Annotated in this window: 22 protein-coding genes; 13 read left to right on the forward strand and 9 right to left on the reverse strand. The window is 71.4% G+C overall.

Going from position 1 to position 24765, the window contains the following annotated elements; translation table 11 throughout:
- Nucleotides 1–78: 78 nt before the first annotated feature.
- From ACF07N_RS31045 to ACF07N_RS31065, 5 genes are all read right to left on the reverse strand, one after another.
- Complete coding sequence (locus ACF07N_RS31045; protein WP_392119297.1) at nt 79–945, reverse strand: STM4011 family radical SAM protein; 867 nt, start codon at nt 943–945, stop codon at nt 79–81.
- A gap of 9 nt (nt 946–954) precedes the next feature.
- Complete coding sequence (locus ACF07N_RS31050) at nt 955–2322, reverse strand: STM4012 family radical SAM protein (RefSeq protein WP_392119299.1); 1368 nt, start codon at nt 2320–2322, stop codon at nt 955–957.
- Nucleotides 2319–3179: an STM4013/SEN3800 family hydrolase gene (locus tag ACF07N_RS31055; RefSeq protein ID WP_392119530.1), complete on the reverse strand. Its 861-nt coding sequence runs from the start codon at nt 3177–3179 to the stop codon at nt 2319–2321. Before ACF07N_RS31055 ends, ACF07N_RS31050 begins: the two co-directional genes overlap by 4 nt.
- A gap of 233 nt (nt 3180–3412) precedes the next feature.
- The gene (locus ACF07N_RS31060; protein WP_392119301.1) at nt 3413–4546 is read right to left on the reverse strand and encodes an STM4014 family protein; all 1134 of its coding nucleotides are present in this window, start codon (nt 4544–4546) and stop codon (nt 3413–3415) included.
- On the reverse strand, nt 4543–5502 hold the full coding sequence (locus ACF07N_RS31065) for an STM4015 family protein (protein ID WP_392119304.1): 960 nt from the start codon (nt 5500–5502) through the stop codon (nt 4543–4545). The genes ACF07N_RS31060 and ACF07N_RS31065 overlap by 4 nt, the downstream gene beginning before the upstream one ends.
- A gap of 178 nt (nt 5503–5680) precedes the next feature.
- Here ACF07N_RS31065 and ACF07N_RS31070 point away from each other — a divergent pair, with 178 nt between their 5' ends.
- The 5 genes from ACF07N_RS31070 (at nt 5681) to ACF07N_RS31090 (ending at nt 12415) form a co-directional block, all read left to right on the forward strand.
- On the forward strand, nt 5681–6007 hold the full coding sequence (locus tag ACF07N_RS31070; RefSeq protein ID WP_365095287.1) for a hypothetical protein: 327 nt from the start codon (nt 5681–5683) through the stop codon (nt 6005–6007).
- Nucleotides 6008–6212: 205 nt separating this feature from the next.
- Nucleotides 6213–7376: a DUF6745 domain-containing protein gene (locus ACF07N_RS31075; RefSeq protein ID WP_392119307.1), complete on the forward strand. Its 1164-nt coding sequence runs from the start codon at nt 6213–6215 to the stop codon at nt 7374–7376.
- A gap of 405 nt (nt 7377–7781) precedes the next feature.
- Nucleotides 7782–9842 (forward strand): ATP-binding protein, encoded by a 2061-nt coding sequence (locus ACF07N_RS31080; protein ID WP_392119309.1) that lies wholly within the window; start codon nt 7782–7784, stop codon nt 9840–9842.
- 96 nt (nt 9843–9938) lie between these two features.
- The gene (locus ACF07N_RS31085; protein WP_392119312.1) at nt 9939–11363 is read left to right on the forward strand and encodes an FAD-dependent oxidoreductase; all 1425 of its coding nucleotides are present in this window, start codon (nt 9939–9941) and stop codon (nt 11361–11363) included.
- A 374-nt stretch (nt 11364–11737) separates the two neighbouring features.
- A complete protein-coding gene (locus tag ACF07N_RS31090) occupies nt 11738–12415 on the forward strand; it encodes a DUF4232 domain-containing protein (RefSeq protein WP_392119315.1) in 678 nt (225 codons plus the stop codon).
- Between the two features lie 55 nt (nt 12416–12470).
- Here ACF07N_RS31090 and ACF07N_RS31095 read toward each other — a convergent pair whose 3' ends face one another.
- Nucleotides 12471–12755, reverse strand: coding sequence for a hypothetical protein (locus tag ACF07N_RS31095; RefSeq protein ID WP_392119318.1), 285 nt, complete (start codon nt 12753–12755; stop codon nt 12471–12473).
- Between the two features lie 335 nt (nt 12756–13090).
- Here ACF07N_RS31095 and ACF07N_RS31100 point away from each other — a divergent pair, with 335 nt between their 5' ends.
- The 3 genes from ACF07N_RS31100 to ACF07N_RS31110 all read left to right on the forward strand — a co-directional run bounded on the left by ACF07N_RS31100 (nt 13091) and on the right by ACF07N_RS31110 (nt 15613).
- Nucleotides 13091–13972 (forward strand): SGNH/GDSL hydrolase family protein, encoded by an 882-nt coding sequence (locus tag ACF07N_RS31100; protein ID WP_392119321.1) that lies wholly within the window; start codon nt 13091–13093, stop codon nt 13970–13972.
- A gap of 343 nt (nt 13973–14315) precedes the next feature.
- Complete coding sequence (locus ACF07N_RS31105) at nt 14316–14936, forward strand: sigma-70 family RNA polymerase sigma factor (protein ID WP_392119324.1); 621 nt, start codon at nt 14316–14318, stop codon at nt 14934–14936.
- Between the two features lie 191 nt (nt 14937–15127).
- A complete protein-coding gene (locus ACF07N_RS31110) occupies nt 15128–15613 on the forward strand; it encodes a hypothetical protein (RefSeq protein ID WP_392119327.1) in 486 nt (161 codons plus the stop codon).
- A 210-nt stretch (nt 15614–15823) separates the two neighbouring features.
- On the opposite strand, the gene ACF07N_RS31115 is transcribed toward ACF07N_RS31110, so the two are convergent.
- The 3 genes from ACF07N_RS31115 to ACF07N_RS31125 all read right to left on the reverse strand — a co-directional run bounded on the left by ACF07N_RS31115 (nt 15824) and on the right by ACF07N_RS31125 (nt 18979).
- On the reverse strand, nt 15824–16879 hold the full coding sequence (locus ACF07N_RS31115) for a medium chain dehydrogenase/reductase family protein (protein WP_392119330.1): 1056 nt from the start codon (nt 16877–16879) through the stop codon (nt 15824–15826).
- 59 nt (nt 16880–16938) lie between these two features.
- Nucleotides 16939–18291 (reverse strand): carotenoid oxygenase family protein, encoded by a 1353-nt coding sequence (locus tag ACF07N_RS31120; protein ID WP_392119333.1) that lies wholly within the window; start codon nt 18289–18291, stop codon nt 16939–16941.
- Between the two features lie 121 nt (nt 18292–18412).
- On the reverse strand, nt 18413–18979 hold the full coding sequence (locus ACF07N_RS31125; RefSeq protein ID WP_383326795.1) for a TetR/AcrR family transcriptional regulator: 567 nt from the start codon (nt 18977–18979) through the stop codon (nt 18413–18415).
- A 411-nt stretch (nt 18980–19390) separates the two neighbouring features.
- On the opposite strand from ACF07N_RS31125, the gene ACF07N_RS31130 reads away from it, so the two are divergent.
- From ACF07N_RS31130 to ACF07N_RS31150, 5 genes are all read left to right on the forward strand, one after another.
- Nucleotides 19391–19939 carry an SRPBCC family protein gene (locus ACF07N_RS31130; protein WP_392119337.1) on the forward strand — a complete coding sequence of 183 codons (549 nt, stop codon included), beginning with the start codon at nt 19391–19393 and terminating at the stop codon, nt 19937–19939.
- Between the two features lie 56 nt (nt 19940–19995).
- Entirely contained in the window at nt 19996–21387 is a 1392-nt protein-coding gene (locus ACF07N_RS31135; RefSeq protein WP_392119340.1) for an MFS transporter, read from the forward strand.
- A 59-nt stretch (nt 21388–21446) separates the two neighbouring features.
- Nucleotides 21447–21884, forward strand: a complete 438-nt coding sequence (locus ACF07N_RS31140; protein WP_392119343.1) for an SRPBCC family protein — start codon at nt 21447–21449, stop codon at nt 21882–21884.
- Between the two features lie 378 nt (nt 21885–22262).
- A complete protein-coding gene (locus ACF07N_RS31145; protein WP_392119346.1) occupies nt 22263–22682 on the forward strand; it encodes a hypothetical protein in 420 nt (139 codons plus the stop codon).
- A gap of 350 nt (nt 22683–23032) precedes the next feature.
- Nucleotides 23033–24643: an alpha/beta hydrolase gene (locus tag ACF07N_RS31150; RefSeq protein WP_392119349.1), complete on the forward strand. Its 1611-nt coding sequence runs from the start codon at nt 23033–23035 to the stop codon at nt 24641–24643.
- The last annotated feature ends 122 nt before the right edge of the window (nt 24644–24765 follow it).

Genomic DNA, 24765 nt, shown 5'->3' on the forward strand with positions numbered 1-24765 from the left:
GGTCGGCAGACGCATCGCTGACGGCCCCGAAGCGGACCCGGACCCGGACCCGGATCAGGACCCGGATCAGGACCCGGATCAGGACCCGAATTGGGCCCCCGGGACCTGCGCGGGGATCCGTTCCAGCACTCCGCCGGCGAAGACGTCGTACAGCGGCAGCGTCTCCAGGTGTACGTAGCCGATGTGACAGTCGCAGACGGCGAGTGGGCAGGCGCGTGGACGCAGGGCGGCGCGGTAGGAGCCGTCGTAGAGGTTGCCCAGCGGGGTGGGTACGAAGTGGCAGCGGCGGACGGTGCCTTCACCGTCGACCGAGATCACGGAGTCGCCGGTGCGGCACGGCAGACCGGCACTGGTGTGCGGGTGACGGCTGTACGGGAAGAGCGGGTCCAGCGCCGTCCACACGTCGGCCTCGGCGTCCGTGTAGGAGTGGCCCTCGGCGGCGTTGACCCACAGATAGACGTGCTCCGGCAGGTCGGCGCGCAGCCGGCGGGCCGGTTCCAGGTGCTCGGGCAGTCCCACGATGCCGACGCTGAACCGGATGCCGCGCGCTGCCAGGTGGCGGCACTTGGCCAGGAAGCGGTCGTAGGGGGTCTGGCCCGGGTGGTAGGTGCACCACAGGGCGATGGTCCCGGGATCGGCCTCGGCCAGCCAGTCGGTGCGGCAGCTCAGGTTGGTCTGGATCGCCACCCGCCGGATGTGCGGCAGACGGGAGAGGTCCGCCAGCGCGCGCCGGTACCAGGAGCGCACCAGCCCCTCGCCCCACGGAGTGAACAGCAGGGACAGACGGTCCTCGGTCCGGCTCGCGGCCCAGGCGGCGAAACGGTCCAGGGCGGCGCGGTCGGCCCGCAGTTGGGCGCCGCTGTCACGGCGCTTGGCGAACGGGCAGTAGGGACAGTCGTAGTCGCAGGAGGCCAGCGGGCCGCGATAGAGGAGGGTGAGGTCCATGCGGGCCGGTCACTTCCTCTCGTAGGCGGCCATGGCTGCGCGCACGGCCGGGGAGAACAGGGCGGGGCCGATCGCGTCGGAGTGGGCGAGGCCTTCCGGGCTGAGCCGGAGGGTCTCGGAGTCGCCGTCGGCCAGCCAGCCGCGTTCGGCGAATGCGGCCAGTTCGGGGCCGAAGTCGTCGGCGGGGGAGACGCCGAAGCGGGCCCGGTAGTCGTCGAGGCGCAGCCCCTCTGCCTGGAGCAGCGACTGCAGCAGGTGACGGCGGCGTGCCTCGTGCGCGTCCATGGCGTAACCGACCTCGGCGCGGGAGAAGTCGGTGGCGCCGACGTAGTCGTCGATGATGGCGCGGATCTCCTGCATGCCCACGGCGTAGTCGAAGGAGTAGTGCAGGCCGGCGGTGTAGGAACGCGCACCGCAGCCGAGGCCGATCATGCCGTCCGTCTGGCAGGCGTAGTCGTCGGCACCCTGCGGCGGGGCGTCGGCGCGGCGGAACATGCGCATGGACTGCTGGGTGTAGCCGTGCGCGAGCAGGTGGTCCCGGCCGGCGCGGTACAGCCGGAGCCGCTGCTCGTCCCATGCGGGGTCGGGGCCGCCGCCGCGGCGGCCGAGACCGGTGAGGGGGCGCACGTACAGGGGGTAGAGGTACAGCTCCTCGGGCCGCCAGGCCAGGGCCGCGTCCAGGGACCGGCGCCAGGTGGTCTCCGTCTGGCCGTCGATGCCGTAGATCAAGTCGATGTTGAGCACCGGGATGCGCGCGTCGCGGACGCGTCCGAGCGCGGACTCCACGTCGGCGCGGCGTTGCGGGCGTACGGCGGCGCGGGCCTCGGAGTCGACGAAGCTCTGTACGCCCAGGCTGAGGCGGGTGGCTCCCCGGGCGGCCAGCACGGCCAGCCGGTCGGCGGTGGCCGTGGCGGGCGACGCCTCGACCGACAGCGGAACGGCGCGCAGGTCGGCGCCCATGCGGTGCTCGGCGATGTCGCAGAGGCGTTCCAGCTCGGCGGCGGTGAGGAAGGTGGGGGTGCCGCCGCCGAACGCCGCGGTGGCGAAGCGCACCTCGTCGCCGTCCCCGAGCGCCTCACGCACGGCGTCCGCCTGGCGTTCCAGGGCATCCAGGTAGGCGCCGGTCAGGCCGTCCGGGGCGCCGATGCGGGTGAAGAGGTTGCAGAAGCCGCAGCGCACCTCGCAGAAGGGGACGTGCAGGTAGAGGGAGAGGGCGTCCTTCGGCTCGGCGGCCCACAGGGAGTCGAGCGTGGGGCGGTGGGGGAGGGGACGGTAGGCCGTCTTGTGGGGGTAGGCGTAGACGTAGCTCTGGTAGGGGCCGCCGGCGAGCGGGGCCCTGGCTCGGGTCGCGGCCGTCGCAGACGCGGTGGCGGTCATCGGGCGGTCTCCGTCGGGCGGGGGGCGGGGTGCGTCGCCGGTGCGGTCGTGGAGGATGCGGGTTCGAGGACGAAGTGGCCGTAGGGCACGGTCCAGACGCAGTCGTGCCCGAGACGGTGGCCGGTGTAGCCGTCGTCGCCGTAGGCGGTGCCGTGGTCGGAGCAGACGATCGCGAAGCAGCGGCGCCTGCTGCTCACCGCGGCGAACAGTCGCCCGATGTGCCGGTCGACGTACTCCAGCGCGGCGGCGTGCGTCTCACGGGTGTCACCGTCCTCCCGGGTGGAGCCGGGCCGGTGGAACCAGTTCGGCTGGTGCAGGGCGGACACGTTGACGAAGAGGAACAGCCGCCGCTCCGACGGGAGTTCGCTGATGACCTGTTCCGCGCGAGCCACCTGGTTCTCGAAGGACGCGGGGGAGGTGACGCCGAACTCCGGCTCCCAGTGCGACTCCTCGAAGAGCCCGGGCAGGACCGAGCCGAGCGGGCCCTGCTTGTTGAAGAAGCCCACCCCTCCGATGCAGACGGTGTGGTAGCCCACCTTCGCCAGCCCGGAGACGAGGTCGGGGGTGTCGTAGACGAAGGTCTTCGGGGCGGTGGTCTCGCTGCCGGCGAAACTCGCCGCGAACAGTCTCGGATGCGGTCCGGGCGCGGCCGGGGTGGGCAGGAAGCCCGCGAAGATCGCCTGGTGCGAGGCGTAGGTGAAGCTGCCCGGGGCGTGCCGCTTCTCCCATCGGCCGCCGGGCAGCTGGCGGGTCAGGTTCGGTATGCGTCCTGCGGCGGCGAGTTCGGCGGCGACGTCGTAGCGCAGGGTGTCGAGGGTGACCAGGAGCAGGTCGTGGCTGCCGACGATCTCGTTCATGTCCGGGTCGCCCGCTTCCGGCGTGGGCGGGAGCGGCTCAGGGGGCGGTGCGGGCGACGGCATGGGCGCTTGTTCCTGTTCTGTCGGCGTGCTGTCGTGCGGTCGTGCTGGTCGTAGGGGTTGTGCTGCTGTGGCTGCCTGGTGCGGCCGGCTGCGGCTGCCTTTACTCACTGTGGCTGTGGCTGTGGCTGTGGCTGTGCTGGTCGTGCTCGTCGGGGTGGTCGTGTCGGTGGTCAGTCGGCGGGTCGGCCGCCGTACGCGAGCAGGGCGGCCGAGACCTGGGTGGCGTACGTGTCGAGGCCCTCCGCTCCGCTGCCGGGCAGGCCGGTGAGCCGGGGCAGCAGGTCGCCGAAGGCGTTGACCTCGCCGACGGCGGTTCTGCGCCACCCGACGGCCGGCAGCAGGTCGACGCCCACGCACAGGGTGCGCGGGAAGCAGGCCGCTGCCCGCTCGCACGCGTCCAGCAGGTCGGTCCAGCGGGCGCCTGCCGCCTCGACGGCCCGCCGGGCCGTGTCGAGGTCGCCCCGGCTGCCGCCGAGGTGGAGATTGGTCAGCGGCCAGCGGCTGGTGCGCACCACCGCATGGGTGGCTCGGCCGGCCACCACGACCACTCTCAGGTCCGCGACGCGGCCCTGCTGCGACGCCTTCGGCAGCCAGCGTTCCAGGTGCAGGCCGTCGGGAGCGAGCGTGTCGACGATGGCCGCGATGTCCCCCTCGCGCTCGTAGCGGCGCACCTTCAGCGAGTTGAAGAGCCGCCCGTCCGCCCCGATCTCCACCGAGGTGGTGGCCCGGATGCGCCCGCCTCCCGCCGATTCCACCGCCAGCACGCCCGAAGCGGAGGAGCCGTGCGCGAGTTTGACGAACAACCGGGGCATCCGGTGCTCCCGCATCAGCGTGCGTACGTCGTCCCAGCCGCGGACCGGTGCGGCCCCCGGCCCCGACGTGGGCGAGGCGGGGACCGGCACGCCCGCCGCGTCGAGGACGGCGTGGCAGCGCCGCTTGTCGAAGAGCACGGCCAGGTCGTCGGGGTCGTCGAGGCGTATGCCGCCGCGCAGGGTGCGCAGCGCGGCGGTGAACCCGGCGTACCAGCGGGCCGAGCCCTCCACCCGGGTGGGATCCTCGACGCCGCGGAGCAGCCGGTCGACGGCGGTGTTCTCCCCGGGTGAGTCGATACGGACGATCTCCCCGTCGTCGAACTCGGCTCCGCCGGCGCGCAGTACCTCCGGCCAGGGGACGACGCGCGGAGCCGGCAGTCCGGCCGCGCGTACCGCCTCGGCGAACAGCGTGACCCGGCGGTTGTCCGGATTGCCCACGACCGCGAAGCGGCGGCCGGGGGACCGGCCGGAGTGCACGCCCGTGGTGCTCATTCGCCCACGGCGACGTACCGCCACACCGTGCCGTCGCCGTCCTGGTCCTCGTCGGCGTCGTCGCGGTCCAGGTCCAGGGCGACGCCGGCGGGTTCGAGCGTCTGCCGCAGGCGCTCCAGGAGGGGTTCGCTGATGTAGTGGTGGTGCAGGTCGAGTTCCTTCAGGTGGGTGAGCGGCTGCCCGGCCAGGAGGGCGGAGGCTCCGTCGTCGGTCAGGACGCCCATGGACAGGTCCAGCACCTCCAGGCGTGCGACCACGGGAGCGGAGGCGACTGCCGCGGCGACGGCGTCCTGCATCTCACTGTTGCACAGGGCCAGGTGGCGCAGACGCGGAAGCCGGGCGCCGGAGAGGATGGGCTCCAGGTCGGCGGCCTCGCTGTCACCGCCGTAGTCGGGTGTGCCCAGCCACAGGTCGAGAACCTCCAGGGCGGGCAGGTCGCTGTGGGCGACACCGCGGACGACCTCGGCGGGCAGCCCGCCGGACTCCATGGTCAGCTTGCGCAGTCCGGAGTGGCTCAGGGCGGGGAAACGCAGCCCGGTCCCGCCCCGGACGCCGAGCTCCTCCAGGTCGGGGAAGGCGCTGAGCAACGGTGTGACGTCGGTCTGGTTGATCCAGGAGATCTCGCACTCCTCCATCACCATGTCACCGATGAACAGCGCCCGCAGCGCGGGGAAGCCGTCCCGTGCGGCCACCAGCGCCTCGATGACGTCGGACGGGTCGGTCTCGTACGCCTCCTGCCAGGCGCCCACGATGAGCGCACGCACGCGCGTGGTGTCGACGGTGGCGCGGAACCGGGCGAAGGCCTTGGTCCAGGCCTCGTCGGAGTCGTAGACGTCGCTGGTGATGCGCCATGCGACCGAGTCCGCCTCGGGCAGGTCGTTCGTCCGCTCGTCGGGGCCGGGGAAGGTGTGGGCGGGCAGCCGGTAGAACGCGTCGAGGTGGGAACCGATGGTCATGCGGCTGCTCCTGTGAAGGGTGTGAAGGGGGACGGGACGTTCCGTCGTGACCGCAGTTCTACCAACTGGCACTGACAGTGCCCGTGACGGGGGCCGTGGTTGGGCCCGTTGTCAGTAGCTGCCCCTACGGTCTGCGTCATGAGTCCGGCGCGTGGGCGCCGGTGGGAGGGAGGCTGCCGTGTACCGGCAGGGAGACGTGCTGATCGTGCCCTTGGACGATGAGGCGGTGCCGGCGCATGTCGCCGCCGCGCCCCGGGAGCCGCGCGACGCGCGGGGCCGGCTGGTGCTGGCGCTGGGCGAGGTCACCGGCCACGCGCACGCGGTTGTCGGCCCGGGTGAACTGGTGCGGGAGCGTGGGGCGTTCGGTCCTCTGCTGCTGCATCTGCCCCAGGGTGGACGTGTGGTGCACGAGGAGCATGCGGCGATCCCCCTTCCCCGGGGGTGGTATCGGGTGATCCGGCAGCGGGAGTACGTGCCGGGGTCCGTGCGGATCGTTGCGGACTGAGGAGACGGGCGCGACGGGCTCTACGGGCGCGACGGGGGCGACGGAGTGGATCCAGTCGTTGCAGCCGATGAAGCGGTGCAGTCGATGAAGCAGTGCAGTCGACGAAGTGATGCAGTCGATCAAGCCGATCAGGCCGATGAAGCTGATCAAGGCCGATGAAACCGATGAAACCGATGAGGCCGATGAGGCCGGTGAAGGAGCGAAGGTGACGGGTTCGACGGGTTCCCCCTCTACGGCGACGGAGAGGCCGGAGGAGTTCCAGGCGAGGACGGGGGCGGGGGAGAGGACGAGGGTCCTCGAAGACATCGGATTCTGGCGCGCGTGTGCCACGGCGACCGCTCCGGCCGACCGCGCGGCGGCCGAGGCAGGTGTACGCCTCGCTTACCGGCGTGCCGGTCTCGCGGAACCTGAGCGGGTGCTGTGGGCCGACTCCCCGCGCGCGGCGGTCACGCTGCTGCTGAGTCTGGAGGGCAGGGGCCCCAGCGTGCGAGAGGAGATCCGGACGAGGCCGTGGGCGCTCGAACGCGACCGGCTGCACCGGGAGTTGGGCCCTGCGGGGTGGTCGGCTCACTGGGAGGCGACCGGTGGCCGCCTCTGGGAGTCCACCCAGACGCTGGTCGACCGGATCCGCACGGGGCTGCTGAACGACCTGTGCGGCGGCGCGGGCGACACCGCCGGCTCGGGTGGCACGGGCGGCGGGTCCGAGTCCACCGGTCGCACAAGTGCCCGCGACCGCGCCAAGGAGACCGCGATCCGGCTGCTTCTGCTGGACGCGGTGCTGGGCCAGCACGACGCGCCCTGGCTCGCCGCCTTCCCCACCGACCGGGCGCCGTTGGACGGCCTGGGCGCGGTGTGCCGCACGGCGGGCTGGTGGTGGCCGTTCGCATCCGTCGCTGTCGTCTGTGAACGCCCTGTCGCCCTGCACCGCGACGAGGCGGGCCGCCTGGACCGCGGGGACGGTCCCGCCCTGGCCTACCGGGACGGGTTCGCTCTGCACGCCTGGCGCGGCATGCCGGTCCCCGCCGCTTTCCTCGCCGAGCTGTCCACGCTGACACCGGACCGCATCCGGGCCGAGGAGAATGCCGAGCTGCGCAGGGTGATGCTGGAGTACTACGGCTACGAGCGCTACCTGGCGGACTCCGGCGCGCGCCCCCTGCACTCCGACGAGACGGGCACCCTGTGGCGGATCGACCTGAACGGCGACGAGCCGGTGGTGATGGTCGAGGTCCTGAACAGCACGCCGGAACCGGACGGCACCCGGCGCACGTACTGGCTGCGTGTCCCGCCCTCGACCCGCACGGCGCGGGAGGGCGTCGCCTGGACGTTCGGGCTGGGGGCGGACGTGTACGCACCGGTACGCGAAACCTGACGGCGGTGGCCGACGTGCGGCTCCCGGCCCCGGTTCGTCCGGACGGTGCCGGCGTCCGAGCACGTGCACCTGTTGTCTCGAAGGTGCCTGTGTGTCACGGCAGTCCGGAATCGAACGGGGAAGCCGGCAGACGTGGGGAATGGTTTCCAAGGTGGGATGGAGGCGAGATGGAGACGTTCGGGGGGATCGGCAGGCTCTGTTCCGCTTGTGTTTCTGCTGAGCAGATCAACGAGCAGGAGCCGGCGCCTCAGCACGCCCGGCGGGGACCAGCCGGCTCTGGCAGCCCACGCCTGGATGCGCAGGCCGCAGCAGTCCCAGGCCTCGCCTCCCGTGTGGTGAGATCATCGACGAACTGAGACGGACTCGCGTCCGCCCCCCCGAAGACGACTCAAGAGGTACCCGGACATGATCAGCGACGGCCCTCTCGTGGGAGACCGGCTGCAGCAGGCAAGAGATCGCGCGTTCACCGGGCGGACCACGGAGCTCGCGGTGTTCAGGGCGGCGTTGTCCGGAGCCGACGGGGAGCCGTCGGTGCTGTACGTGCACGGGCCCGGCGGGATCGGCAAGTCCATGCTGTTGCGCCGTTTCGCGGCCGAGGCCAGGAACGCCGGCCGCGACGTCCTGGACATCGACGCCCGCATCACCCAGCCCACACCGGAGGCCTTCGAGAAGGAAGCCGGTCACGCCGGCGAGCGCACCGTGCTGCTGATCGACACCTTCGAACACTGCCAGGCGCTGGAGGGCTGGCTGCGCGACCGGTTCCTGCCCCGACTGCCCCTCGGCACGGTCGTCGTCATCGCCGGACGGCGCCCTCCCGAGGACGCCTGGGCCCTGGACCCCGGGTGGTCGACGTTGCTGCGCGTCATCGCCCTGCGCAACCTCGCTCCCCAGGAAGCCTCCGCGTTCCTGGACGCCCGAGGGGTACCGCAGCCCGCGCAGGAAGCGCTGCTGGGCTTCACCGGGGGCCACCCCCTCGCCCTGGTGCTCGGTGCCGCGGTGGCGCTCAAGGAGGAGGGAGCCGCCGGCTGGGAACCGGGCCGCGACGTCATCGGCACGCTGCTGGCACGCCTGGTCGGGGAGGTGCCCTCACCACTGCACCGGCGCGCCCTCGAGGTGTGCGCCCGCGCCCACATGACGACCGAGTCCCTGCTGCGCGCCGTCCTCGGCGACGCCGCCGCCGAACTGTTCGCCTGGCTGCGTGACCTGCCGTTCATCGAGTCCGCCCATCAGGGCCTGTTCCCTCACGATCTGGTGCGCCGAGCCCTGGAGGCGGACCTGCGCTGGCGGGACCCGGAAGGGTACGCGGAGCTGCACGGCCGTGTCAGCCGTCACCTGTTCGACCAGATCCGCGTCTCGTCCGACAGCGGCATCCTGCCCGCGGTGGGCGCCTTCCTGTACCTGTACCGCGACGACCAGCACATGTCGGACTACAACAGCTGGCGGCAGGGCGAGGTCCGGCTGACGGCCTGCGAACCAGCCGACCACCCGCACCTGCTGGATCTCGCCACCCGCGTCGAAGGCCCCCAGTCGGCCGCGCTGGCGCGCCACTGGCTCGAACGGCAACCACAGGCTTTCCGGGTGTGCCGCACCACGCGGGACGACCGTATCGTCGGCTTCTCCGCCTGGCTGCGTCTGACCACCCGCGCGGAGACGGAGCCGGATCCCGTCGCCGAGGCGGCCTGGCGCCACACCCAGGCGACCACCGCCCTGCGCGCCGGGGAGCATCTGGCCATCTCCCGCTTCACGGTGACATCACCGGAGTACCCGAAGATCTCGCCGGTGGAGGATCTGCACCAGTGGCGGTCCCTGGCGGAGGTAGCCCGGGCGGACAAGGGCCTGACCTGGACCTACATCGTCGTCAGAGCGGCGGACTTCTGGACGCCCTATCTGACCAGTCTCGGCCTGTGGCCACTGACCGAACGGCCCCGCGTCGGACGCACCACCTACGCGCTGTTCGCCACCGACTGGCGGGTGAAGCCCCTGTGGGCCTGGGCCGAGCAGAAGAACCGGCTGATGCTGGCCCGTACCTCCGGGGCGACACCGGCCCCCGTCTCGGAAGCGGAACACGTGAGGGCGGGTGAGGTGTTCGCCGTGCTCTCCCGTCAGGAGTTCGACCACGCCGTACGGGAGGCGCTGCGCACCCTGGACCAGCCAGGCGAACTGGCGAAGAATCCGCTGTGCCACAGCCGTCTGGTGGCCGGCCGGGACCTGTCCCTGCCCGAGATCGTGCGACGTGCTGCCGACAACCTGCGCCACCAGCGTGGCGGCGATCGGTTCCACCGGGCGCTCACCGCCACTTACCTGGGCCGGGGCCGGCCCACCCAGCAGGCGGTCGCCGCGCGGCTGGGGCTGCCTTTCAGCACCTACCGCCGCCATCTCACAGAAGGGATCACCCGGCTCTGCGACGCGCTGTGGCGCGAGGAGATGTACGGTACCGAGCCCACCCCACCGGCCGCTCCTGAGTGAGCACCGTCCGGCCGTACCGAGCAGGGACCGGTCTGGAAACCGAGCAACGATCACGCCGAACCTGACCGTCACCACGTGCGATCAGGAGAAGGTGTGATGGACGTAGTTGTGCTGGGCGCCGGGCCCGTCGGCTTGATGGCCGCGATGATGCTGGCCGGTGACGGGCATCGGGTCACCGTGCTGGAACGCGACGGCGCTCCCGCGCCCGACGCGAGCGGGGACGAGCTGTGGCGGGGGTGGCATCGGCCGGGCGTGAACCAGTTTCGTCATCCGCACCTGCTGCTGCCCGCGGTGCTCAGGACCCTGGCGGCGGAACTGCCGGACGTGAAAAGGGAGTTGGAGACCCGCGGTGCGGTACGCACCAACCTGCTCGACGGCCCACGGCGGTTCGGGGAGGCCGGCGCCCGGCTACCGGGCGACGAGCGCTTCGCCATGATGACCGCGCGCCGACCGCTGCTGGAGGCAGCGCTCGACCAGGTCGCCACAGGATGCGACCGGCTCGAGGTCCGCCGCGGCACCGCCGTCGCGGCGCTGCTGCCCGGCAACGAGCGCGTGCCGCGGCGCCCTCACGTCCGCGGGGTGCTCACCCGGGACGGTGAGGCCGTCCACGCGGACCTGGTCGTCGACGCGAGCGGCCGGAACTCCGCCGTGGGCAGGATGCTGCGGGATCTCGGAGCACCCGGCCCCCTCGAAGAACGTGCGGAGGACGGCTTCCTGGCGTACACCCGTTACTTCCGCTCGGCGGACGGCTCCGTACCGGAGATGCCGCCCGCGCACAGCGCCCACTACGCGTGCGTCTCTACTGTCGCGACCACGGGGGACGCCGGTGTCTGGTCGCTGTCGGTCGGCATCTCCAGCCGGGACCGGGCGTTGCGCGCGCTGGCCCGTCCGGACGCCTGGCACCGTGCGGTGGCACTGCTGCCGCAGGTCGCGCACCTGGCCGAGTACGGCGAACCCGTCACGGACGTGATGGCCATGTCCGGCATGGAGAGCAGGCACCGCACCTTCGTCGTCGACGGTGCCCCGGTCGCGACCGGTGTGCTGAGCATCGGGGACGCCTGGGCCACGACCAACCCGCTGTTCGGCCTCGGCCTGTCGATGGGGGCGCTGCACGCCGTCGCGCTGCGGGATCTGCTGCGTACCGGCGTCCACGACGATCCGGAGAAGCTGGCCCTGTCCTTCGCGCAGACGACGGAATCGACGCTGGGCCCGGTCCGCCGGGGTCTCGCCGACTGGGACCGTCACCGGCTCGCGGAGATCGACGCGCTGCGGGCGGCCGACCCCACGGTGTACGTCACCGATGACCGCACCTGGCATGTCAGGCGTGCCCTGGACACCCTGAAGTTCCGCGACCCCGACCTGCTGAGGGCCTACGCCGCTGGAGCCGCCCTGCTCACCGGTCCCGGAGCACGGCTCCCGGACGCGGAACTGGCCGCACGGATCGCACGTTTCGGCCTCCGTCCCCCGTACGGTGAGCCGGGTCCCACTCGCATGGAGCTCTTGGCGGCGCTCGGCGTGTGAGGCCACCTTCGCGGCGCGAGCCACCGCAAGCGCTCGCCTCGGTGGGGCGGCCGCTCCCGTCGCCCGGGCCTGCAGCGGCGTGCGTCCTTCGCGCACGCCACCGTCCGTCGCTCCGGCCAGGACCGCCCGACCTTAAGGACCGGACCGGGCCCGTCAGCGCCACCACGACCGGGCGGCAGGGCGGTTCACGCGAAGCCGCCGCGGTCGACCGTGAGGTGAGGGCCCGGCCCGGTTCGTCACAGCGCTGTGACGAGAGCGTCGTGATCAGGTTCCCCGGTCGAACCCGTCGCCCAAGCGGGCCGTCGTTCCGATCGAGAGCGCGGGACCACGGCCCACACCGAGGCCCGCTCACCGACCGGAAGGGAACACCTGCCATGAACCGCCGCCTGCGCACCGCCCTCGCCGTCTCCGCCGCCCTGAGCGCCGGACTGCTCATGACCGCCTGCGAAAGCGGCTCGACCGACGCCGCCGACAAGACCGGGACGGCGTCCTCCGCGGCTCCCACGCCCACGCCGAGCGCCGCGCGGGGCGGTGCCAGCGGCGGCGACGACGTCGCGAAGACCGGCCCGTCGAAGGCCGACGGCGGCGGCAAGGCCCAGGGCACGTCCTCGTCGCCGGCCGGCTCCGGCGCCGCAGGCAAGAGCGGCTACGGCCAGAGCTGCGGCACCAACGATCTCCAGTGGTCCGCCAAGCCCATGACGCAGGCCGGCGGCTACTACCAGGTCAGCGTCAAGGCCAAGTCCGGCATCACCTGTGTGCTGCCCGCCGGTCTGCCCGTCTTCGCCTTCGGCTCCGGCGGCACGCAGGCCGGGCCGGCCGAGCAGGTCGCGGGCGAGGAGATCACCCTCAACGGCGACAGGACGGCTTACGCGGGCGTCACGCCGAAGAGCACCAACAGCGACACCGGCACGGAATACAGCACGGTCATCGCCTCCGTCAGTGAGGACGACCCCAACCCCCTCTCCCTCCACGTCGGCAGCGTCACCGTCGACAAGCCCCTCGCCACCAACTGGCACACCGACCCGGCCGACGCCGTCCCGTTCACCTCCTGAACCGCCGGCCCGCCCGCACCGCCCACGCAGCCGGAGAACGCTCCCCGGCTGCCCCTCACCGGGAGGCCGGGGCGTCGCCTTCCCGCCCGCGGAGCCGGTTGTAGAGAGGAGCGGCGAGTACGGCCAGGAGCATCGAGCAGGCGATCTGGAAGGCCCTGCGAAGCCAGCCGCCCGGAGCGTCGGAGACGTGGTCCAACAGGACGTGGGTGAAGGGGTAGGCCACCACCGCGGCGACCAGAACGAGCCACCAGGGTCCGGACCAGCGGCCCGCGGCGGTGGCGGTGGCGCCGAGAGCGATGACGATGACAACGGCCATGACGGCGGTGAAGGTGGTGTGCACAGGGAACTGCTTCCTGCCCTCAGCGGGCTGCGGCTGGCTGGTGAAGGAACGGGCCCGGTCCGAACGCGGGTGACCGCCTCGGGCCCCATACCCCCTGCTACGGCCCGTCCACCCGGACGGTTCGATCGACGGTGCGCAAGGGGAACCGCCCGTCGCGCATGACTGACGCATGCCTGGAGCAGGCCGCCGGCGCACGGCAGTCTCCCCGGCACGGGTGAACCGGCCCTTCGAACCCTGCGTTGCGCACTATGGACGAACCCCGCAGGCCGGGGGGTCCGCACCGGGCCGTGTGCACTCAGGACCGGCCCCTCCACCCACCATCCATCAGGGGCGTGATGACACACCATTCGAAGCGGCTGTCCCGCATGTGCCGGGCGGCGGTCGTGACCGCCGTGGCCGGAGCAGGCCTGCTCCCCACGGCGCCGGCACAGGCGGCCGGTGACGGTCCGAACTACGTGGCGATGGGCGACTCCTACGCCTCGGGAGCCGGGCTCTCCGGCGTGAAGGACGCCGAGTGCGACCGCACCACGGGCAGTTACCCCTCCCTCGTCGCGGGCACGTCCGCGGGGAAGAACCGGGCGTTCAAGGACGTCACGTGCAGCGGTGCCACGACACACAGCATCTTCAACGCCCAGGGCACCAAGCCACCGCAGATCGACGCGCTGACGCCGAACACCAAGCTGGTCACCCTGACCATCGGGGGCAACGACGTCGGTTTCACCGGGGTGCTCGCCACCTGTGTGCTGGTGAGGTCCTCGGATCCCGGCGGCAGCCCGTGCAAGAAGCACTTCACCACCGGCAAGGACGTGCTCGGTGAGCGCATCAACACGGTGGAGGGTCGCGTCCGCGACACGATCACCGAGACCAGACGACGCAGCCCGGACGCCAAGATCGTCGTGGTCGGCTATCCCTCGCTGTTCCCTGACAACGGCGTGGGGTGCGCTGAAGTGGCCTTCGCCAGAGGGGACTTCGCCTTCCTGCGGGACACGACGCTGAAGCTGAACAGGGCGCTGGCCCGCCGTGCCGCCGCCGGCGGCACCGGTGTCTCCTACGCGGACACCTACGCGCCCACCATCGGGCACGACATGTGCCAGCCGCGTTCGCGCCGCTTCATCGAGTCCCTGACTCCGGCTGCGGGGTCGCTGGCGGCGCACCCCAACGGTTTTGGCCAGCTCCTGATGGCGGCGGCTGCCTACGACCAGATCCTCAAGCCGTAGGCGGCAGGGCGACGTACGAGGCACGGCCGCCCGCCGTGGCACCGGGATGCCACGGCGGGCGGCCGTTGTCCGCTCGGGTTTTCCCACTCCTGGTACTTGTTGCCCCTGTCGGGTCGCAGGCCGCTACGAGCAGAGAGCCGGACGGGTTCACCGCTGCGGAGGCGGATGCGAAGGCCGGTGAACGCCACCCGGCGGCAGTGCGGGTGGCGGCACCGGGTCCGGACCCGTGGTGAGCGCAAGTGAGCACCCATCGGTCTGTCGAGTGAGTACATGAACGGGTGAGGGTGGCGCTGACGACGCCGCCGACGACCAAGGCGGGGTGAAGTCACAGCCAGGAGGAGACATGAGAGCCGCCAGCGTCACGGGGCAATCCATCGAAGACCGGCCGGGCATGCGCGTTTCACGGACGCGCGCACCGCAGCACGACCGGCAGCCGGTACGCCTGAACGCCGGCACCAGGGACTGCGAGCGCTTCGCACGCGTCATCTACGCCGAACACGGAAGCGCCCTCGTACGCTTCGCGGCGCGCCTGCTCGGCGGGGACCGGCCCCGGGCCGAGGACATCCTCCAGGAGGCGACGATCCGGGCATGGCGGCACATCGACCTCCTCGTGGACCAGGAGGACGGGCTGCGGCCCTGGCTCTTCACCGTCGTACGGAACCTGGTGATCGACGACCGCCGGGCCAGGCTCGTCCGGCCCGTCAGCGCCTGCGCCGTCGATGACGTCGTGATCCCCGTCGAGGACAACAGCGAACGGACCCTGACGCGGCACATCGTCCAGGACGCGATGGACGATCTGACACCCCAGCAGCGGGAGATCCTGCATCACACCTACTTCCTGGGCCACAGCGTCGCTGAGGCCGCCGAGCTGCTCGGCATCGCCCAGGGCACCGTCAAATCACGGACTCACTACGCGGTGCGAGCCCTGAAGCTCGCGCTGCGGAGGCGCGGTGTCCACTCCTGAACTCTCCGGCAGGTCATCGCACCGAAGGCGTCACTGCCGTGTACGAACGACGCGGTGCCTGTCTCATACCGGGCAACGGTCACTCACGACGTGTGGTTCACGGAGGCGGTGAGGACGGCAGCCGGTTGAACCTCCCCGGCCACCTCACCGTTGCGGGTGGTGAAGTACCCCGAGAAAGTGAGTCAGTTACTGTGCAGAAAAAGATCAGTGTCCTGTTCGGAACCGCTCTGGCCGGTGTCACCTTCTCCACCGTGCTCGCGGCGACGCCCGCACACGCGGAGCAGCAGTACACCGTGCAGAACGTCGCCAGTGGCCGGTGCCTGTCCGGCCACGCCGACCGCACGGTCCGCCAGGGACCGTGTGACGCCAATGCCAAGTGGATGGAGATCCTCCGCCACAACAGCACATCAGCTCCGGGCGACCTCAGCCCGATGCTGGTGCACGTGGCCACGGGCATGTGCCTGGATCACAACTTCGGCCGGCTGGGCACCGAGCCCTACCTGTCCCCGTGCAGTGTCGAGGACTACGGGCAGCTCATCGGCATGGGCTCGCGGGGCGGCAACCGCATCAAGATCGGTCCTGTGGACTCGGAGTACAGGCTCGCCGGGTGGAACGCCGGGACCGTCAGCTTCGCCACCGACAGTCACGGCGACAAGCAGCTCTGGGCCACCATCTGACGACCGCCTCCGCCCCTCCTGGATGAGGACGCCGGCGACTGCCGGTCTCCCGGCTGATCCGCGTTCTGCGGCACTCGCCGGTGCCGCCGCCCGTCGTCCTTTCCTGCGCCGTCCCTCCGGTTCGACCGAACGCTCCCGGCACAGCCCTCTGCCCCGCGGGTGCGGCACGCGGGGCAGAGGGCTGCCGGCCGTACCTCGGCCGTCGTGTGTCTACGGCACCAGGACGACCTTGCCGACGACGGTGCCGGACTCCGCGAGCCGTACCGCTTCGCCGACCTCGGCGAGCGGCACCCGCGCGGCGACCTGGGGGACGAGCGAGCCTTCGGCGAGCAGGGCGAAGACCTGGGACAGGTCGGCGTGGAGCCTGGCGCGGAAGGTGCCGAGCCGGCGCCGCCCGGCCCAGATGTTGTAGAAGTGGGCGCCCTTGCCGTTGGGGAGGGCGTTCCACATCATGAGGCGGGCGAACAGCTTGAGGACCGGCGCCTTCGACGAGCCCCGGACGTCGCGGGTGGAGGCGGTGCCGTAGGAGACCAGGGTGCCCCCGGAAGCGAGCAGGCGGTAGGAGGTGACGATGCCCTCGCCGCCGACGTGGTCGAACACCGCGTCATAGCCCTGCGGGGCGTGTCCGCGCAACTGGTCCTCCAGGTCGGGGGCGCGGTAGTCGACGGGGACGGCCCCCAGCGCCCGGACGGCGTCGTGGTGCTTGGCCGAGGCGGTGCCGACGACCCGGGCGCCGGCGATGCGGGCGAGCTGGACCAGGGTGGAGCCGACGCCACCGTTCGCACCGTGCACCAGGACGACGTGGCCGGGCCGGATCTCGGCGAGACGGTGCAGCATCTGCCAGGCGGTGATGCCGTTGACCACGAAGGTCTCCGCCTCGGCGGGGTCGACGCCCTGGGGTACCTCGGTGAGATCGCCGGCGTCGACGGTGACGTGGCTGGCCCATCCCCCCGTCTTGGTCAGAGCGGCGAAGCGCCGCCCCAGCAGGTCCCCGGGCACGCCCTCGCCCACGTCGACGACCCGTCCGACGACATCGTAGCCGGGCACGAACGGGAAGGGCGGCTGGTCGTAGTACTTGCCGCGGCGCATCTGCTGCTCGGCGAAGGAGATCCCGGTGGCCTCCATCGCCAGGACCACCTGGCCGGGGCCGGCCGGGCGGGCGGGCCGGGTACGCACCTGGATGTGCTCCGGGTCCACGATGCCGGGCAGCACCGCTTCGGTGACGGTCGAGGTGAACGCGGGGGTGGTGGCAGGGGAGTTGCTCATGGGAACGCTCCTGGTAACGGGGGAGGCGGTACGTGGCCGGGTCGGGCGCGGAGGGAGGGTCACAGGGCGGTGTCCGGGATCCACGAGCCGTGGATCATGGCGGGCACCCGCCGGGGGAGGTGGATCGTCGCGATCGGGGCCGCGGTGAGGTCGGAGGCGTCGAGAACGAGCATCTTCGAGGCGTCGGCGTTCAGGTCGCTCACGATGGTCAGGAGATATCCCTCGTCCTCGCCGGTGGTGCCGTCCGCCTGGACGAAGACCGCCTCGCTGGGGAGTTGACCGGTGCCGAAGGGCAGGAGCTGGCGGGCGCCTGTGACGCGGTCGTACTTCACCAGGGTGTGATTGCCGACGCCGAGGTCGTCGGGGAACGACAGGGCGTACTGGAAGCGGTGCTCGCTGCCGGTGAAGTTGTCGTTGATCGTGGGGAACTCCACGGTCAGGTCGTCGGTCTGCTGCTCGCGGACGACGCCGGCGGTCAGGTCGACGGTCCAGCGGCGGCTACGGGACCCGGAGTTCGGTTCGGCGCCCCGGTCCTGGGCGCCGACCCACCAGTTCCAGGAACGCTGCCAGCCCTCGCGGCCCACCGTGGGCCCCTCGACGACGATGTGTCCGCGGGCGTCCTCGTAGGCGTTGGCGAAGTGCATGCCGTAACCCTGGGCGATCTCGAACCAGCGGATCTGCCGGGCGCCGCCCGCTCCGCGCGGCATGACACCGATGCGGGTGGGCTGTGCGTCGTTCCATCCGTACGGGATCCCGGAGTGTTCGGCCGGATCGAAGGTGACCGAGCCCTCCAGGAAGACCACGTAGTGCTCGGTGATCGCGAAGTCGTGCTTCAGGGCGGCGGTCGCGCCGGGCACTTCCTGGCTGTCCAGCACCTGGCCGTCGGCGGAGGCGACGTGGTGGATCAGGTAGGGAGGGAAGGGCGAGGAGGCGAAGAAGTGCAGCTCGCCGGTGGCCGGGTCCTCCTTGGGATGGGCGGTCATGGCGGAGGTGAGCTTGCCGCCGAAGTCGTAGGCGCCGACCGTCTCCAGGTCGGCCGTCAGCTCGAAGGGCAGGGCCGCTTCCGACAGGGCCAGCAGGCGACCGCCGTGCTCGATGACGTGCGTGCCGGCCGTGCTGACCGTCAGATCCGGGCCCTGTTCGGTCATGTAGGGGGCGCCCTCCAGCGCGGGGGTGCGGACCCACCGGTTGCGGTACCACTCGGCGCGTCCTCCGGTGAGGCGGACGCCGTGGACCATGCCGCTGCCCTTGAACCAGTGGGTGGGGGTGATGCCGGGCTTGGGGTTGTGGCTGTTGCGGATCAGCCGGCCGGTCAGGTCCGGGGGCAGGGTGCCTTCCACGGTCAGCCCGGTCGCGGTGATCTCGTCGGCGACGGGGGAGTAGTGACCGGTCAGGTAGGGCTTGCTCGTCATCGTGAACCTCGGCTTCGTGAGAAGTATCGGTGATGTGTGAGTGGTTAGACACTCACTCTTTGGGGCCAAAAAGAGCGACCGCTGGTCCGCAGACCTGGGCGGCCGCCTTCAGGGGGCCGTATCAGTAATGCACGATTCCAGCGGTCAGGGTGCGGGTCCAGGGCGCCGAGACGGCTCCGGCGTCGATGGACACCAGCAGGTGGCAGAGCATGCCGGTGGCGAAGAACTGCTGGACCTGTTCCTCGCTGCCCCCCGAGGCGCTGCGGACGTACTCGACGGTGCGGGCGTACCCTGCCCGGACCGCCTCCCGGACGGCCGGCTCGGACACGGCGGCGGCCTGGGCGTGCAGCTGGACCAGCATCAGGTCGTTGTCGCTGATCAGGCGTGCATAGGCGTCACCCATGGAGTCGAGGACCGCTTCGGGCGCGCTGCTCTCGGCCTTCGCCGCGCCGCTTTCCAGGGCGGCTCGCACGCGGACGAAGCAGTGCTCGACGACCGCGGTGAACAGGGCTTCCTTGTTGGGGAAGAGGCGGTAGACGTACGCCTGCGAGATGCCGGCGGCCTTGGCGACCTCCGATGTGGTGGTCCCGAAGTATCCCCGGGCCGCGAAGGCCCCGATGGCGGTGCGCAGGACTGTCTCCCGGCGCTCGTCGGCCGTGGACAGTTGGCGGCGTCGTTCCGTCTTCATGTGAGTACTCAATCACTCACTCGAGAGGGGTGTCAAGTGGCCGCCTCGCACGACCGGCGTCCGTGCGAGGGTCTCCCTATTCGGCGATACGGACTCCTCTGCGGCCGGAAGGGTGGGCGTGACGGCCCGCAACGGCTGCCGTCGCGTGCTCCCGGAGCATGTGGTCGGCGGCCTCGGCGGCCTCGGCGGCGAGGGTGTGAAGGGGGAGTGGTTGACGGCCGACGAGAGGGAGTGATTGACTACTCACAGATCGAAGGGTGGGCTGCGGCTCGATTCCCTTACTCGCCGCGCCCTTGCGTGGGGTGAGCCCCCGTGACATCCGTCGGCCTCCGGCGCGGTCGCATGTGAGTGAACAACCACGCCCACTCGTGGCCCTCGTCCCTGTCCTCCACCTACTCCGAAGGAACTGCCATGCTCACCACCGTCACCGCGATCCTCGCCGTGCTGCCCCTGGCCGTCGGAACCGCAGAGCCCCTGCCGATCGGCATCGACGAGACAGCCCCCGTCATCGCCCGGGACGACATCATCATCTACGCCCCGCTGGAGCGTGTCTGGCGTATCCAGACCGACGTGGAGAAGTGGCCCGCCTGGCAGCCGAACGTCAGCTCCTCGGTCAAGCAGACCCCCGGAAGGCTGCGCCCGGGCTCCTCGTGGGTGTGGTCCACCGAAGGACTGGAGGACATCACCTCGACGGTGAAGCAGGTGCAGCCCAAGCGCCGCATCGTCTGGGGCGGACCGGCCCAGGGCATCACCGCGGTCCATGTGTGGACCTTCACCGAGACCAAGGGCGCGGTCCACGTACACACCGAAGAGTCCTGGACGGGCGAGCCCGTCAACGCCCACACCGCTTACCTCCAGGCAGCTCTGGACGCCTCGCTGGAGGACTGGCTGGACAACCTCAAGCAGCGCTCCGAGCAGGTCCACCCCGAGCCCGGAACACCGGGCCGGCAGCGCTCCTGAACGTCAGCCGCGGCAACAGCCCCGCTCCCGATCCGGACCGCTTCGCGAAAGGCATCATGTCCAGCCCCGTTCCCCCGCCCCGACCGCACCGCCCGGCGCTCCTGCTCTCCCTCCTGGCCGGCGCGCAGTTCCTCGTCGTGCTCAACACGTCCATCGTGAACGTCGCCCTGCCCGCCATCGGACAGGACCTGGATCTCACACCCGACGGTCTGGCCTGGACCGTCAACGCCTACCTCATCGCCTTCGGCGCACTGCTGCCTCTCGGCGGCCGCCTCACCGACCTCCTCGGACACCGCACGGCCTTCTTGTCCGGTCTCCTCCTCTTCGCTGCCGGATCCCTGGCCGCGAGCATCCCCTCAGGCGCCGGACCACTCATCACCGCCCGCGCCGTCCAGGGCATCGGCGCGGCCCTGCTCTCTCCCTCCGGCCTGGCCGCCCTGCTGGCCCACCGGCCATCGGGCCCCGGCCGCGGCAAGGCCCTGGGGATCTGGGGCGCGGCCTCGGCAGCGGGCGGAGCCGCGGGAGTCCTGCTGGGCGGGGTGCTCACCAGCAGCCTGGGGTGGTGGGCCGTCTTCGCCGTCAGCGCACTGGCCGCCCTGCCCTGCCTTGTGGCCACCCCGGTCCTCCTGGCCGCGGGCATCCGCGACAGCACCGCCCGGCTCGACCTGCCCGGCGCACTCACCGTGACCGCCGGCCTCACCCTCCTCGTCTACGGACTCGGCGCCGAGGACGCGACCCCGCTGCCCGATGTCGTTCTCCCGGCGGCCGGACTGGCGCTGCTCGCGGCACTCGTGCCGATCGAGCGACGCGCGAGGAACCCCCTGCTGCCACCGGCACTGCTGCGCAACCGTTCCCTCGTCACCGGCAACCTTCTGATGCTGCTGCTCGGAGCGGTGTGGGTCGCCACCTTCTTCTTCCTCCCCCTCTACCAGCAGAAGGTGCTCGGCTACTCGCCCCTCGAAGCGGGTCTGACCCAACTGCCGCTCGCTGCCGGCCTCATGGTCGCGTCCTGGGGCGCGGGGCGCCTGTCCAAGACCCTCCTGCCCGGCCTGGTCGTGCTCGCCGCCGGCCTGCTCTGGCTCGCCCGCCTCCCCGTCGACGGCGCGTTCCTGCCCGACCTGCTCGGCCCTTCCGTACTCATCGGCACCGGCCTGGGCCTGGCCTTCGTGCCCCTGACCGCCCTGGGCGTCGCCGAAGCCGAACCGCAGCACGCCGGCATCGCGGGCGGGCTGATCAACACCTCCAGGCAGGTCGGAGGCGCACTGGGACTCGCCGTCCTCACGCCCCTCGCGGCCCCGGCCGCCCCCGCGCTCACCGCCCAGGCGCACGGATACCGCCGTGCCCTTGCGGCGGCAGCCCTCATCGCACTGCTGGCCGCCGCCGCAAGCGTCGTCCACCTGCTCCGCAGCCGTACCGGCGCGGCAGCGCCACTGCCCGGCAGGTCCTGAAAGTCCGGGCCCGAGGCGCATCCCACACCGGAAAACTCTCACCGTCACTGGAGAACAGCATGGACATCGACCGCACCGCCCCCGTCGTCGTCGAACTGCACCAGAGCGTGCACGCCCCGCTGGAAACGATCTGGCGGATGCACACGGACGTGGACTCCTGGCCGCGGTGGAACACGGGCATCGACACCGCCGTCCTGCGCGAACCCCTCGCCGTCGGAGCGGTGTTCGACTGGACGACGGCCGGCCTCGACATCAGCTCCACCGTCGCCGAACTGGCCCCCGGGCGCCGCATCGTCCGGGGCGGCCTCGCCCACGGCATCACCGGCATCCACGTCTGGGAGTTCGAGGAGACCGGCGACGGCGTCCGGGTGAGCACCCGCGAGTCCTGGGCAGGCGCCCCGGTCGAAGCGAACCCTCACGCCATGCACCTCGCGCTCGAGGAATCACTCCGGGCCTGGCTGCGGGTGCTGAAGACCACCGCGGAGAAGCGGAGCTGACCGCAGGGACGATCCCACCGCCGGTCAGGCAGCCGCCCCACCGCTGCCCGTGAGGATTTCGGCATGATCGGCAACCTCGATATCCCCCGAGCGATCAGGGACCCTCCGAGGGTTGCCTCTGTTCCCGCGGAGTCCTCGCGGGGGGGGGGCACCGGCAAACAGTAGTGAGCAACCGATGAGCACGTGCGAACGCTCCGTTGGACATTCGCATCGGCTTTCATGGGAGCAGCCCGGAATCGGGGGCCGGCGGCTCGGCGGCCGCCCCACGACGCCGCGACCCGGAGCACCCACACCCTCGTACCCACCGCGCTGTGGAGGCGGCATCCGGAGCACCGTCCGCCTCACCCGGCGCCATCACTTCCGACGCAGGAGCAGAGCATGCCCGAGACAGCCGTAGGCCGCGCCGAGGATCCCGTGAAGGCGGCCGTCGAACTCCTCACGGACACACGCACCGAGCACTGGATCCAGCGGTTCCTGCACCTGCACGACCAAGCGCCCTGCGCGGCTCACCCCCGAGACGACGATCAGTGGCAGGCGGCCGCGCATCGCCTGAACCGCACCTGCACAGCCCCGCACGCCGCCATGGCCCGTACTCCTGTGGACCTCCTGGAACTGTCCCTCGACCTGCTGCTGGTGACCGACCCCGACGACGAGTGCCTCGCCTCCGGTGAACCCCCGCACCGCTCCACCGGACCGGACGCGGCAACGAGCGCCGGCATTCGCCACCAGGACGGGATGTTGCTGGATGCCATCCGCGAGGCCGCTTGGCATGTGGTGCTGGCCCCCGTGGAGGAGTGAACACAGGCCGAGATCACCGTGCGGACGGCGTACGGACCATCGGGGACCGGAACGAAGCGGACCATCGGGGACCGGATCACATGGGCGGGACCCGTAACTGACGTCCGCTTCCATCGGCGGGACGACATCCGACGACATCCGACGAGAGCCGAGGGGAGCCGAGGAGAGCCGCACAGCCAGCGACACGTTTCAAGCGGTGCTCGCTCCGGGGACCGGGATCCCCCGAGCGAGCTACCCGTTGTTGTCCTCTCCGGGGTGACGCGCGCCACCGGTGGTCTCTTGTTGACTCCAGTCGTCAGCACAACGGCCGGAGAAGGCCGACCGGACCAGTAGCAGCGGAGGACAACACCATGACCACGACACGCAGTTCAGCGCAGCACGGTCACCCCAGGAGCCGCCGATTCGCCGCCACCGTGCTGGTTTCCGCCCTGGCAGGAACCGCGCTCTTCGCGTGTGGTGCCGACGCCTGGGGAACGCAGCCGTCAGCCGAGGCAGCGGGCAAGAGCGTCGGCGAGACCACGGGCGACACCAAGATCACCTGGGGCGAGTGCCCGGCCCTGGCCGGGGGACACACCCGTGACTCCCACCTGGCATGCGGAACGCTGAAGGTGCCACTCGACTACCGGAACCCGGGCGGCGTGAAGATCGACGTGGCGGTCTCCCGACTGTCCACCGCACAGCCCGGGAAGCGGCGTGGCGTGCTGCTGCTGAACCCCGGCGGGCCGGCGCTGGGCGGTCTCGGCATGCCCCGAACCATGGCGTCCGAACTGCCGAACGCCGTCCTGGACCGCTACGACCTGATCGGTTTCGATCCGCGCGGCGTCGCACACAGCACACCCCAGAGCTGCGGTCTGAGGGACCCCAGCGTGTCCGGGCTCTTCCCCTATCCCGCCGCGGACGGCTCGATCACCAAGAACGTGACCCGCGCCAAGACCGACGCCAAGCAGTGCGCCGACACGGCGGGCAAGAACCTGCGGTACTACAACACCGCCAACACCGCCCGCGACATGGACCGCATCCGCCAGGCGCTCGGTGAGCGCAAGATCTCCTACTGGGGCCAGTCCTACGGCACTTACCTCGGCGCCGTCTACCGCTCCCTCTTCCAGGGCCGTACCGACCGGATGATCCTGGAAGGCAACGTCGATCCCACCAAGGTATGGGCCAACCAGGTGGCGGACACCTGGGGCAAGGGCATGGCCGACCGGTTCCCCGACGCCGCCCGCGTCGCCGCGGCCCAGGCCGGAACCCTCCAGCTCGGCACGAACGTCGCGCAGGTGACGCGCACCTATCTCGCCCTCGCCGACCGCCTCGACCGCACGCCTGCGGCGCTTCCCGGCGCTTCGATGTCACTGGACGGGGCGCTGCTGCGCAACATGACCTACGCCCTGCTTCTGCACAACGACAACCTTCCCCTGCTCGCCAAGTTCTGGAAGGCCGCCGACGACCTGAGCCACGGCAGCGCCACGCCCGCTGACCTCGCCGTACTGAAGGAGGTCTTCGCCGGCACACCGACGTCCCCGGACATCCCCGCGGACAACCAGGCCACCATGTTCATGGCCCTCACCTGCGGCGACGCCGAATGGCCGCACGACGTCGACGGCTACGCCGCCCGCACCGCCGCCGACCGCGAGAGGTGGCCGCTCACCGCGGGCATGCCCGCCAACATCTGGGCATGCGCCTACTGGGACAAGCCGGCCGAGACGACGGTCAAGGTGGTCAAGGGCGGCCCGCGCAACACCCTGATCCTGCAGAACCGCCGGGACCATGCCACCCCGTGGGAAAGCGGTGTCGGGCTGCGCAAGTCCCTCGGTGACGGCTCTGTGCTGGTCGGGGTCGACAACGGTGGGCACTCCGTCCACGGCGAAGGCTCCGCCTGCGCCGACAAGGCCACCGTTGCCTTCCTGGCCACCGGCCACCTGCCGGACAGGGACGTCTACTGCACCGACGTCGCCCGCGGGTGACCCGCCGGAGAGGGAGGTGCTTCCCCGGAGGGCAGGCGGCTGTGGACTCGCCGGCCCCCGGGGCTCGTGTCCACCCGCACAGCTGGATATCCGGCCGGTCCGGGCCGGTGCGGCGGGCAGCA

It is taken from the genome of Streptomyces sp. NPDC015242, from assembly GCF_043079125.1.
Classification (GTDB): Bacteria; Actinomycetota; Actinomycetes; order Streptomycetales; family Streptomycetaceae; genus Streptomyces.